The 12,219-nt window shown below is 30.7% G+C and carries 11 protein-coding genes; 4 read left to right on the top strand and 7 right to left on the bottom strand.

What is annotated here, in order from left to right; genetic code table 11:
* Nucleotides 1-3 precede the first annotated feature (3 nt).
* From EQ921_RS14885 to EQ921_RS02175, 3 genes are all read left to right on the top strand, one after another.
* A complete protein-coding gene (locus EQ921_RS14885; RefSeq protein ID WP_128330390.1) occupies nt 4-1,188 on the top strand; it encodes a nucleotide disphospho-sugar-binding domain-containing protein in 1,185 nt (394 codons plus the stop codon).
* A gap of 5 nt (nt 1,189-1,193) precedes the next feature.
* A complete protein-coding gene (locus EQ921_RS14880; protein ID WP_128330389.1) occupies nt 1,194-2,387 on the top strand; it encodes a glycosyltransferase in 1,194 nt (397 codons plus the stop codon).
* Between the two features lie 113 nt (nt 2,388-2,500).
* Complete coding sequence (locus EQ921_RS02175) at nt 2,501-3,994, top strand: glycosyltransferase family 39 protein (protein ID WP_128330388.1); 1,494 nt, start codon at nt 2,501-2,503, stop codon at nt 3,992-3,994.
* 64 nt (nt 3,995-4,058) lie between these two features.
* On the opposite strand, the gene pyk is transcribed toward EQ921_RS02175, so the two are convergent.
* The 6 genes from pyk to EQ921_RS02145 all read right to left on the bottom strand — a co-directional run bounded on the left by pyk (nt 4,059) and on the right by EQ921_RS02145 (nt 9,345).
* Nucleotides 4,059-5,489 (bottom strand): pyruvate kinase, encoded by a 1,431-nt coding sequence (pyk, locus tag EQ921_RS02170; RefSeq protein WP_128330387.1) that lies wholly within the window; start codon nt 5,487-5,489, stop codon nt 4,059-4,061.
* On the bottom strand, nt 5,489-5,965 hold the full coding sequence (locus EQ921_RS02165; protein ID WP_128150757.1) for an IPExxxVDY family protein: 477 nt from the start codon (nt 5,963-5,965) through the stop codon (nt 5,489-5,491). Before EQ921_RS02165 ends, pyk begins: the two co-directional genes overlap by 1 nt.
* Nucleotides 5,962-6,723, bottom strand: coding sequence for a ribonuclease III (gene rnc / locus EQ921_RS02160; protein ID WP_128150755.1), 762 nt, complete (start codon nt 6,721-6,723; stop codon nt 5,962-5,964). The genes EQ921_RS02165 and rnc overlap by 4 nt, the downstream gene beginning before the upstream one ends.
* A gap of 24 nt (nt 6,724-6,747) precedes the next feature.
* A complete protein-coding gene (gene fabF, locus EQ921_RS02155; RefSeq protein ID WP_128150753.1) occupies nt 6,748-7,998 on the bottom strand; it encodes a beta-ketoacyl-ACP synthase II in 1,251 nt (416 codons plus the stop codon).
* A 27-nt stretch (nt 7,999-8,025) separates the two neighbouring features.
* Nucleotides 8,026-8,265 (bottom strand): acyl carrier protein, encoded by a 240-nt coding sequence (locus tag EQ921_RS02150; RefSeq protein WP_055424989.1) that lies wholly within the window; start codon nt 8,263-8,265, stop codon nt 8,026-8,028.
* Nucleotides 8,266-8,568: 303 nt separating this feature from the next.
* Nucleotides 8,569-9,345, bottom strand: a complete 777-nt coding sequence (locus tag EQ921_RS02145; protein WP_128330386.1) for an HAD-IIB family hydrolase — start codon at nt 9,343-9,345, stop codon at nt 8,569-8,571.
* Between the two features lie 82 nt (nt 9,346-9,427).
* Between EQ921_RS02145 and EQ921_RS02140 the strand changes: the two genes are divergently transcribed.
* Nucleotides 9,428-10,123 (top strand): 3'-5' exonuclease, encoded by a 696-nt coding sequence (locus tag EQ921_RS02140; protein ID WP_128150749.1) that lies wholly within the window; start codon nt 9,428-9,430, stop codon nt 10,121-10,123.
* Between the two features lies 1 nt (nt 10,124).
* On the opposite strand, the gene EQ921_RS02135 is transcribed toward EQ921_RS02140, so the two are convergent.
* Nucleotides 10,125-12,197, bottom strand: a complete 2,073-nt coding sequence (locus EQ921_RS02135) for an LTA synthase family protein (RefSeq protein ID WP_128330385.1) — start codon at nt 12,195-12,197, stop codon at nt 10,125-10,127.
* Nucleotides 12,198-12,219 lie beyond the last annotated feature (22 nt).

Below are 12,219 nucleotides of genomic sequence, written 5' to 3'. Positions count from 1 at the left end.
AATATGGCAAAATTTGCATTTATTGTTCCTCCATTAACCGGACACATTAATCCTACTTTGGCTTTGGGTCAGGAATTGCTCACAAGAAATCATGAAGTATCCTGGCTAAGTTTTGATCCTCAGCTTGAGAAAGAATTACCTGTTGGTGGTAAATTATTGCTTATTCCCATAAATCTAACTGAAGAAGAAAAAAAACATCAGGAAGCATATATTGAAGAGCTGAAAAAAAAATCTGTGACAGGTATTGAAAGCTTAAAATTTCTGTATGAAGAAGTTTTGACTCCTATGAACACGTATATCCTTCCAGGTATAGAAAAAATTATTGATCAATATAAACCCGATCTAATAATTTCAGACCATCAACTATTCGCAGGTTCTGTAGCTGCAATAAAAAAGCAAATTCCTTATGCTACGTCGGTAACGGCTCCGGCTTCCATAAAGGTTAATGAAAATCTTCCTATGATACATGAGTGGGAAAGTCAGCAAGTTATAGCATTTCAGCAAAAAAATGGAATTGAAGGTAATGAGAGACTAGATTGTTCTAAATTATTAACGCTGGTATATACTTCAAAAGATTTTTTCGGAAATACTGATTTACCGGATAATTTTAAGTTTATTGGTCCCTCTATTAACAAACGTTCTCATTCTATTTTATTTGACTGGGAAAAACTGTCAGATCTTGGAAACCAACCAAAAATTTTAGTTACCATAGGTACTACATTTGATCATTCACAAAAAAAATCATTTTTTGATAAAATAACTAACGCTTTTAAAAATGAAAAATTAACTGTAGTTGTCATATCAGATCCCGAATATTTCGATTCAATACCTGATAACTTTATCATACAAAAACAAATTCCGCAATTAGATCTTATTCCTTTGATGAATGCTATAGTTTGCCACGGAGGACAAAATACGGTTTGTGAATCTTTAACCTATGGTATTCCATTAATTGTTATTCCTATTGCATATGACCAATCCTATGTGGCAGGTTGTGTTGTTGATAATAACGCGGGAATACGGTTAAAATTCAACAGGTTCAAAGCCGAACAACTAAAAGAATCTGTTCACCATATTTTAAACGATAAAACGTATAAAATAGGTGCTGAAAATATAAAAAAATCATTTGAAAAATCTGGAGGAGTGGTACAAGGAGCCAACTATTTAGAATCTATACTTAATAATTAAATGTTATGAAGAAATTTTTATTTGTTGTACCTCCATTTATCGGACATATAAATCCAACCTTAAGTATAGGAAATAGTCTTTTGGAAAGAGGACATGAAGTCGCATGGACAGGGATTTATCCCTTAGACAAAAATACTATTCCTGAAAAAGGTCATTATTATTATCCTGAAAAAGAAATAAAACCTTATCAGGACGAAATTGAAAAAATCATGGAGCTACAGGGTACCGGAAGTAATGTAACCGGATTGGAAATTCTTAAACTGGCACTTGAACAAACCTATGTACCTCTAGCTAAAATAATGATGCCTGGTTTAAAAAATGTTATTGAAAACTTTAAACCTGATGTAATAATTAATGACGGAATAACATTTGCAGGCGGGCTTGCAGCCTATCTTTACAATATACCTTATGCTACTACTATGACTTCACCACCTGAAGTCATGGGAAATCCGGACATGGCTCCTAAAGTAGCTGAATGGGCCTATAACCAGATTTCTGGCTTACAAAAATATTTTGGTATAGAAGAGAAAGAACATTTAATTATCTCTTCAAAATTATCATTAATATTCACATCGGAGGAATTTGCTGGGATAATTTCAACAGAACCTTTTAATAAGTTTATCGGACCTGTTTTAGGAAGACCGGACAATTCATCCTTTGACTGGGAAAGTATAAATAAAATTTCTAATCCTAAGATTTTCGTATCTATTGGAACTGTTTTAACAGACATTAGAAAAGATTTTTTCACTAAATTAATTGATGCTTTTAAAGATAAAGATGTTACTATTATTGCATCCGTTGATCCTGAATTATTTGAAAAATGGCCTGATAACTTTATAGTACAAAAATACCTGCCACAAATTCAACTTCTTCCGCATATGGATGCAGTTATTTGTCATGGAGGCTTTAATACTATTAATGAATCTTTAATGAATTCACTTCCTATGGTAGTAATTCCATTAGCATACGATCAATTTTATAATGCCTCACTGGTTGAAAATTCAGGAAGCGGAATAAGATTAAGATATAAAAGAATGAAAAAAAACGATCTTGAAAATTCAGTTTTAGAAGTTTTAAATAATAATGAATACCGCCAAAACGCTGAAAGAATAAAACAAACTTTTATAAAAGCCGGAGGTAATACTAAAGCCGTAGAATTATTAGAGAACTTCGCAGAAACAAAAAATATCATTAAATAAGTTTTATAGAACCAATGACTAACAAAAGTACTTTACAAATTATAAAAGAAGATAAAAATTTTATTTTACTTTTAACTTTATACATTTTTTTATTGCTGTTTTTTTGCTCAAAAATGTCTCCCTTTTACGTAACTAACGAATGGTCTGATCCAAATGTATATTTTAATGTAGCGAAAGGAATGGTTAATGGCCGTACTTTATATACAGAAGTATTTGATCATAAAGGACCTTTCATATTCTTTTTGTATAGTGCAGGTTATATAATATCGAATTCTAACTTTTTCGGTATGTTTATCATTGAGCTGATATCCTGGCTATTAATGTCATATTCTATCTATCTTACAGCAAGATTATATCTGGGAAAAGCCGGATCCTTTTTCACCGCTCTCATATTTCCTTCTTTTCTTTTAAAACTAATGATAGCCGGAGGATCTGCTGAAGAATTTATCCTAGTAGGTGAAATTATAAGCTTGTATTTGTTTGTCAGATATTTTAAAGATAAGGGTAATTTTTCTCACAATCCTTGGTGTATGTTTGTTCATGGAATTATCTGTTCGATGGTAATTTTAACAAAAATAAACTTAATCATGTTTTGGTTTTTCCCTTTGTTAGGTATATTTATTAATCTTCTTTCTAATAAAAGATATAAAAATATAATTTATAATCTGCTAGCTTATTTAGCAGGATTTGCTTTAGTAGCAATTCCTATCATCCTGTATTTCTATGTAAATAACGCTTTAGAAGAGGCCTATAACACTTACATAGTCTTAAATAGCAAATATGCAAAAGTTGGTTCTCTGACTGAAGTATTGATTTTATTAGTTACTAAAATCCTTTACTTATTTTTAGATAGTTTTTCTTTATTTCTTCTTCCTATTATTGGAATTTTTATCTTCCCGGTAAATTTTATAAAAAATACGATTGGGCGATGGAGTATTATTCTTTCAGGAATAACTCTATACGTTATTATTTTTATGTCTAAAACTTTTTTCTACTATTATCCGATTCCTTTTTTAGTTTTTGATGTTTTGGGCTTGGTATGCATATTTATATACATAAAAAAATATGCGTCTATAAAATTTACATCAGGAATGATAGCCTCATTTTTCTTTATATTTTTCTTTATGTGCTTAAGCCAAAAAAGACTAACAAATACATGGCTCGAATATAAAATTTTAAATAGTAAAGATTTCAAGGTGGATGGATTTATGACTGAAAGATTAAGCGACGAAATAAAAAAATCACCACATCCTACTTTATTAAATCTTGGGTTTGGATTAGGTAATAGCTTATTTACAACATGTAATATTGTTCCCAATGTAAAATTCTTTTTAAAACCAAACTTACCATTTAGTACATTTCCTGAGCTAAGAAACGATCAGACGGAATATATCAGACAAAAGAAGACTGAATTTATAGTATTACCATGTCGTATCTATAATTTATCAAAAATTAAAGAAAATGATCCTAATAATACCGATGAATTCCTATACTACTATCACTTACCTGTTTTAAAAGAAAATTATAATTTGATTAAAACAGACACTATTAAAAATGATATTGATAACAACGCACTCGAAGTCTATTATTTATATAAACGCAAATAAACATAAACATAAAAAAAACTCTTACATAAGTAAGAGTTTTTTTTATGTTTAAAAATAATTGTCATTAACTAATCTGAGTCAATCGAAGTGTATTAGTTAAACCATTACCAAAAGATGGCATTGCATTTAAATTAATAACGTAATCTCCGGAAACTACAAATCCTTTTTCTCTTGCTTCTCTATTTACTTCTACTACCGTTTCATCAGTACTTTTTAAACCTTCATATAAGAAAGCTCGTACCCCCCATAGTAGATTAAGCATTGTAATTACTCTTTTATTAGATGTAAACACAATAATATCAGCTAATGGACGGTGAGAAGAAATCTGAAAAGCTGTGTAACCTGACTGTGTCAAAGTAACAATGGCTTTAGCTGATACCTGATCTACCATTTCAGCAGCATTATAACATATCATATCAGTAATATATCTATCACTTCCTCTTACCGGAGCATGAGGAGGCACCTGTATATGCTGGTCATCTTCAACATTACAAATGATTTTAGCCATGTTTTCAATAACTTCAACAGGATATTTACCTACAGATGTTTCACCACTTAACATTACAGCATCTGCACCATCTAAAACAGAATTAGCTACATCATTTACTTCAGCCCTTGTAGGGGTTAATCCATCAATCATGCTCTCCATCATCTGAGTAGCAATTATTACAGGTTTACACGATATTTTGCATAAGCTTACCAAATTTTTCTGGATTAAAGGAACTTTTTCCATAGGTATTTCAATTCCTAAATCTCCTCTTGCAACCATAACACCATCTACAGCATCAACTATCTCTTTAATATTGGTAATTGCTTCAGGCTTTTCAATTTTAGCTATAATTGGGATTTTATGACTAACATTAGCCTGAATTAATTTTTTCAAATCGTTGACATCTTCCACGTGTCTTACAAAAGATAAAGCTATCCAGTCAAACTCATATTTGATTGCAGTAAGGGCATCTTTAATATCTTTCTCTGTTAAAGCTGGTAACGATACTTTAGTATTGGGCAGATTAACTCCTTTTTTGGATTTTAACGGTCCTCCCTGAATTACTCTAGCTTTAACTTTATCTCGTAAATTAGTTTCAACAACCTCAAATATTAATTTTCCGTCATCAAGCAATATTTTTTCACCTACTTTCACATCTCTGGCAAATTGAGGATAACTCATATACACCTGATTTTCATCACCTTCAATTTTTTCATTAGTAAAAGTGATTAAATCACCAGATTTTACTATAACGCCTTCTTTAACAACTCCTACTCTTAACTTAGGCCCCTGTAAATCAGCCAACAAAGAAACGGTAAAACCATATTCTTCATTAATACCACGTACTAATTTTACCCATTTTTCAACAGTTTGTTCTTCTGCATGGGAAAAATTAACACGAATTACATTTACTCCTGCTTTAATCATGTTTAATAAAGTCTCTCTATCTTCAGATGCAGGTCCAATAGTAGCTACTATTTTTGTTTTTTTTCTATATCCTATCATTATGTGGGTAATATCAAATTTTCTAAATTATTAATCTTTATAGTGTTTATATCAATATCTTGATATTCTTGTATATTTTTCAATTCTGCCAAATTTACGTAAAAGTCTTCATTCAACCCCAAACTTGACTTTAAGAAATAGTTAAATCTTTTGAATTCCGGTATTAATATATGAATACTTTCTGTTTCTTCAAAAAGACTATATTTTTCACCTTTTAACATTTGTGGATAAGAATAATTACTTATAAGCTCTACAAATTGTTTAGTTTTAGAGTGAAAAAATCTGTAAACTGAAAAAAGATACAAAACATCTCCATTCAATATTTCTTGATCTGCTTCTCGTTTAAATGAGAATTGACAATATTTATTCAAATAAAATGCCAGATCATAATCTTTGATCAAGTTAGATGCTAATCCTAATAATTTGAAATCAAATATTGGATCATCATCATCCCAATCAAAGGAATAAATCTTCATGTTTCTTTTGTTTCAGATGTATTTATATACTTATTTAACCTGTAATAAGCTCTTTTAGAAGCGCTCTCTTCGGCTTTCTTTTTAGAGGTAGCTCTTCCTTTGGTCACCATTTTATTGTCCAGATGAATAATAGAGTTGAATATTAAAACATCTTCAGCATTTTCCTCTTCAAACGTTTCAAAATTTATTTCCAGTTTATTTTTTTGAGCCCATTCAATTATCAGACTTTTATAACTGGTAACTCTTTTTTCCAGTTGTTCAAAATCTTCTTGTTTAATTAAAGTTTCACTTATAAAATCCCGGCAAGCTTCGAATCCTCCATCAATATATATTCCGCCAACTAAGGCTTCATATAAATTCCCGTTGATATTTTCGCCTAAGCTTGTATTTTGTCTTTTTTGAAGATATGATGATAATTTTAATTCATTACCCAAAACATTTAGTGTTTTTCTATTGACCATTTTAGATCTCATTTGGGTAAGATAGCCTTCTTTTTTATCCGGTGCCTGATGGTACAAATAATCCGATACTATACTTGATAGTATGGAATCTCCTAAGAACTCGAGCCTTTCAAAGTTCTTATTATCATTGTTATTTACTGAAGAATGAGTAAAGCATTCATAAAAAACTCCTAAATTAGAAGGCTTATAACCTATCAGATTTTCTATTTGTTTTCTGAAAACTTCTTCCTCTTTGTTATCAGAACTCTGCTTCAATAAATTTGAACGGAAAAGTATTTTTTTCCAAATAGCAGTCATTAAGTTACGTTATTCTATCTTATTTTAAAATTTCTTTAAAATAACACATGCATTGTGGCCACCGAAACCGAAAGTATTACTCATTGCATATTTAACTTCCTTCTCTTTTGCTTTGTTGAAGGTAAAATCTAATTTAGGGTCAAAATCTTCATCATCTGTAAAATGATTGATGGTAGGTGCTACTATATTTTCTTTTACAGCAATTACACAAGCTAAAGCTTCTATAGCACCCGCTGCACCCAATAAGTGACCGGTCATTGATTTTGTGGAATTTATCTGGATTTTATATGAATGTTCTCCAAATAATTTTAAGATTGCTTTTGATTCTGCTAAATCTCCTAGCGGAGTTGATGTTCCATGAACATTGATATGGTCTATATCAGTCAGGGATATACCGGCATCTTCAATTGCATTTTTCATTACATTATATGCTCCCAAGCCTTCGGGATGAGGCGCTGTCATGTGATAAGCATCGGCACTTAAGCCCCCGCCCACTATTTCAGCATAAATAGTTGCTCCTCTTTTAACTGCATGTTCGTATTCTTCTAAAATAAGTGTTCCGGAACCTTCCCCAAGAACGAAACCATCCCTGTCTTTATCAAAAGGCCGGGAAGCTGTTGCTGGATCATCATTCCTTGTAGACATAGCGTGCAGGGCATTAAACCCTCCTACTCCACTTGCACATATAGCTGCCTCGGAACCTCCGGTAACGATTGCATCTGCTTTACCTAACCGGATAAGCATCAAAGAATCAATCATTGCATTAGAAGACGATGCACATGCAGATACAGTTGCATAATTTGGCCCCATAAATCCGTATTCCATAGAAATAAGACCCGGAGTCATATCTGCAATCATTTTAGGAATAAAGAAAGGATTAAATCGAGGAATCCCGTTACCTAAAGCGTAGGTAGACACTTCCTGCTCGAATGTATTTAAACCTCCTATTCCTGATCCCCAAACTACCCCTACACGGGCTTTGTTCAGATCAGAATATTCCAATAGTTTACTATCCTTTACTGCTTCTTTTGAAGATATCATTCCAAACTGTGCGCAACGATCATATTTACGTACATCTTTTCTTTCAAAATAGTCTTCAGGATTGTATTGTTTTAATTCACAAGCAAATTTTGTTTTAAAATTAGTTGCGTCAAATAGAGTAATTGGACCTGCTCCACTTACACCTTCTAATAAGGCTTTCCTATATTCCTGGAAATTATTACCGATAGGTGTTATTGCACCAAGTCCAGTTACCACTACTCGTTTTAAAGCCATACTTTTACTTTAATGTCTTTGTGTAAATTATTGTTTGTTTACTTCTTCAATATAAGAAATGGCTTGACCAACAGTTGAAATTTTTTCTGCTTGGTCATCTGGGATTTGAATGTCAAATTCTTTTTCAAACTCCATGATTAATTCTACTGTGTCTAATGAATCAGCCCCCAAGTCATTTGTAAAACTTGCTTCTGGTGTAACTTCGCTTTCATCTACTCCTAATTTGTCAACGATGATAGCTTTTACTCTTGATGTAATGTCAGACATAACCTTTTATTTTTTATTATAGTTCAGTCGGCAAATATAAATATTTTTTTACTAGAATAATATTTTTTCACACTTTTTGATTGTATTAATTTACTCAGGAAACCCCTGTAAAATCAAACAAAACACTTAATATCAGTAACTTAAACCCCTAAATGATATTTTTCATAATTAGCCTGTTTAGTTGCTTAGAATGCTCATAATGACTGTATTTTTTTATTATTTCAATAATTCATAATCTTGATTAATTAATCAGTAAGCAAATGTTTAATATTGTGAGAAATTATAAAATATATTCATTTTCATTTAAATTAAATATTTTTTCTGTATATATTCCAATGAATCATATACACCTTTTCCAAAATTGAAACTGGATATGTAATCCGCTACCGCTTTTACCTGTGGAGTTGCATTATTAACTGCACAGCCTAAAAATGAATTTTTAATCATTTCCAAATCATTATTGGAATCACCAAAGGCGAAAATTTGAGTTTCCTTATCTCTAAATATCGTTTCTACAGCATTAAATTTATTTATTTGTGAAGAAAAAATTTCAACATAAGATTCGGATGATGAAGTTACATTAACACCAGAAAATTTATCTCCAATCTCTGAAACAACTATATCACGATCAGACTCACAAACGGCTAAAATTTTTAAAACATTTTCTGATTTAAACTTGTTTAGCAATATCGCTTCGCTGTTTACTGCATACGATTCTTTCTTATAAACATCTGTTTCCATTGTAGATGCGTACCAATGAAATTCCGTATAAAACCAAAGATTTTCAAATCTATCTTTATTTTTAATAAAATAAGTAACTACTTCGCTAGGAACAGGAAAAGTGAATAGCGTTTTATTTTTATACAATATATGTCCTCCATTTAATGAAATAATGTAATCAATTTCTAATTCCTCCGGATTATACATGCTTATAATTCCCGAATAAGGTCTTGCTGAGGCTAAAATAATTTCACCCCACTGAGATGCCTTTTTCAGAGACTTTATACCGTATTCATCTAACACCGGACTTCCAAAAGAAGTAAGGGTTCCATCAATATCTGAAACAAATATATTTTCCATGTTTTTTTAATATTATCAAATTTAAATAATATTATCTAAATGATGATATTTGAGTATATTTGACAGTCATAATTTTTTATATATGTTGTCAAAAATCCCACTTAAACAAATCTTGTTTCTTGATTTGGAAACTGTACCTGAATTTGAAAACTGGGATGAATTATCGGAACGAACTAAGGAATTATGGGAGAAAAAAACACAATATCAGCGGAAAGATGAAATTTCACCCGAGGAATATTATTACGAAAGAGCCGGAATACTCTCTGAATTTGGTAAAATCATCTGTCTTTCCTGTGGTTTAGTTATTGATGATAAAAAAATTAGACTTAAAAGCTTTTATGGTGATGACGAAGTCCAAATACTTACTGGTTTTAACGAACTGCTGAAAGCTAATTATTTTAAGTCTGATTTATTATTATGCGCTCATAATGGTAAAGAATTTGATTTTCCTTATATGGCAAGACGAATGATGATTCATCAGATTGAACTACCTCGTATTTTACAAATGCATGGAAAAAAGCCTTGGGAAATTCCTCATCTGGATACGATGGATTTATGGAAATTTGGAGATTATAAGCATTATACTTCTTTGGATCTGTTATCTCATGTTTTTGGATTACCTTCTCCTAAAGATGACATGGATGGAAGTGAAGTTTCAAAAGTATATTATAAAGATAAAGATATCGAACGTATAAAATCTTACTGCGAAAGAGATGTGGTTACACTTATCAATGTTTTCAGGAAAATGAGATATGAATCAACCTTAGATATAGAATAACTCATTTTTTCTTTCTGTTTGTTTTCAATAAATTTTGCTCTATTAAATAAGATGTAGTCTGGTAATTAGCTATAGCCTCTTCTTCTAATGTCTTATTTATATCATGAGTTGCTTTTAATTGTTTATTACTGTCAACTTCATATTGCTGTACTTTTCTGTTAGGAGATAGTACTATCAATTCGTTTCCCTTATAATATCCCAAATTCTGATATGTTGAAACCAATGCTCGCGGATTATAATCACTTTTTTTTATATTTTGACCAAAAAATTGTGAAGTGTAAGAAAAGTGTAATTTTCCAAAAAGTGTAGGCATTAGATCTATTTGTGAAGTTAAGGTTCTTTCAATAACAGGTTTAACAAAGCCCGGAGCATATATTATTGCTGGTATATGATATCGTTCTAAAGGAATGTTTACTTTACCGGCACTTGATGCGCAATGATCAGCTACAAATACGAAAACTGTATTTTGAAACCATTGATGTTTGTGCGCTTCTTTTATAAATTCACCAATTGCATAATCAGTATATTTCACTCCTCCATCCCTGGATTTGCTGGTACTTGGAATATCTATTCTACCTTCCGGATATGTAAAAGGTCTATGATTGCTTACTGTCATTATATGCCCAAAAAAAGGTCTGTTTGACTTTTGATTTTCATCAAAAGTTTTAATTGCTTTTTTAAACATATCTTCATCACAAACTCCCCATATATTTGCAAAAGTTATTTCATCAGAACTAAAGGAATTTCGATCTATAATCTGATAGCCGTTTCCTTTAAAAAAAACATCCATATCATCAAAATATGAATATCCTCCGTAAAAAAATTGCACTTTATATCCTTTTTGCTTAAATATATACCCGGTGGAAAATAAATTATCATTATCCTCTCGTTTTATCAGACTTTCTCCCGGAGATGGTGGTATGCATAATGTAACTGCTTCCAATCCCCTAACAGTTCTATTTCCAGTAGCGTACAAATTGGTAAAAAACATTCCTTCTTTAGCCAAACGATCTAAGTTAGGAGTAAGGTTTTTAGTATTGCCTGAATACTTCATAAAGTCAAAACTCATGCTTTCTATTGTTACCAGAATAACATTTTTTCTTAATTCCGGAAGTGTATCCCTGATAATTTCGGATATAACTATTTTAGATTTTTTATCATATTGCTTCCCCACTAATGCAAATGCTTTATTAATAGGTATTTGAGCGTAAAATTGCTCATAATCTAAAGAACTATCTGAAAAGGCTTCGTAAAAACGAAATAACCCATTCGCTTGCAATTCGTTAGCAAAAACGTTATCAGAATTTTCCTGTTTCTGAATAAATTCTAACAGAAATACAGATCCAATTACTAATACAACATATACTAATGAACTCAGAATTTTAACTTTAAAACTAGAAAAGTCCATAAAGTATTTATTGGACTTAGATGTGAAAAAATAAGTAATTAATATTGAAATAAGCAGAATTACCGAAAACATAGATATAACCGGATACGATTCCAGTATATTACCAATAACCTCATTTGTATAAATAAGATAATCTACTGCAATAAAATTATACCGAACACCAAATTCATTCCAAAACAGATATTCACTAATTGAATTAAAAATTATTAGAAATATGTAAAGGAAAAAAATAAATATATAAACAGTGTGTCTCCAGTTGGATCGTAAAGATGGAAATAAAAATAAGATGATAAATGATAAGGCCTTGATAGTTACAAATATTTTGATAATTGTTGGTACTATGCTACCGTAATCATCAAATATAGTTTTAAAAAAATACAAATAACACAGTAAAATGATAAATACCCCTATTATTATGTATCCCCATGGTGACTTGAATTTGCTGTTGGATAGAAACACCAAATGCAACCATAAAAAAACAAAAATAACAATTGAAACACACCAATCATTTACAATACCTAATAAAAAAATTTTAGCATAATCGGAAATATCAAATACTCGTTCTGTAATAGGCAAAAAAATAAGTATTGATCTTAAAATTAATCCGACTAAAATATAAAATCCTGAAATTTTTATAAATGTGTTAAGCAATTTATCTATTTGCATCTTTTTAAGTCTTTATTTTATC

This window comes from Apibacter sp. HY039, assembly GCF_004023655.1.
GTDB classification, from domain to species: domain Bacteria; phylum Bacteroidota; class Bacteroidia; order Flavobacteriales; family Weeksellaceae; genus Apibacter; species Apibacter raozihei.
Note: the sequence above shows the minus strand (reverse complement) of the source record. Positions and strands in the feature narration are given on the sequence as shown.

Bases quoted from the DNA above. Each gene is read 5' to 3' on its own strand.
- fabF (WP_128150753.1), bottom strand. From the start codon at position 7,998: ATGGCTTTAAAACGAGTAGTGGTAACTGGACTTGGTGCAATAACACCT.
- EQ921_RS14885 (WP_128330390.1), top strand. From the start codon at position 4: ATGGCAAAATTTGCATTTATTGTTCCTCCATTAACCGGACACATTAAT.
- rnc (WP_128150755.1), bottom strand. From the start codon at position 6,723: ATGACTGCTATTTGGAAAAAAATACTTTTCCGTTCAAATTTATTGAAG.
- EQ921_RS14880 (WP_128330389.1), top strand. From the start codon at position 1,194: ATGAAGAAATTTTTATTTGTTGTACCTCCATTTATCGGACATATAAAT.
- EQ921_RS02150 (WP_055424989.1), bottom strand. From the start codon at position 8,265: ATGTCTGACATTACATCAAGAGTAAAAGCTATCATCGTTGACAAATTA.
- EQ921_RS02145 (WP_128330386.1), bottom strand. From the start codon at position 9,345: ATGGAAAATATATTTGTTTCAGATATTGATGGAACCCTTACTTCTTTT.
- EQ921_RS02135 (WP_128330385.1), bottom strand. From the start codon at position 12,197: ATGCAAATAGATAAATTGCTTAACACATTTATAAAAATTTCAGGATTT.
- EQ921_RS02140 (WP_128150749.1), top strand. From the start codon at position 9,428: ATGTTGTCAAAAATCCCACTTAAACAAATCTTGTTTCTTGATTTGGAA.
- pyk (WP_128330387.1), bottom strand. From the start codon at position 5,489: ATGATAGGATATAGAAAAAAAACAAAAATAGTAGCTACTATTGGACCT.
- EQ921_RS02175 (WP_128330388.1), top strand. From the start codon at position 2,501: ATGTCTCCCTTTTACGTAACTAACGAATGGTCTGATCCAAATGTATAT.
- EQ921_RS02165 (WP_128150757.1), bottom strand. From the start codon at position 5,965: ATGAAGATTTATTCCTTTGATTGGGATGATGATGATCCAATATTTGAT.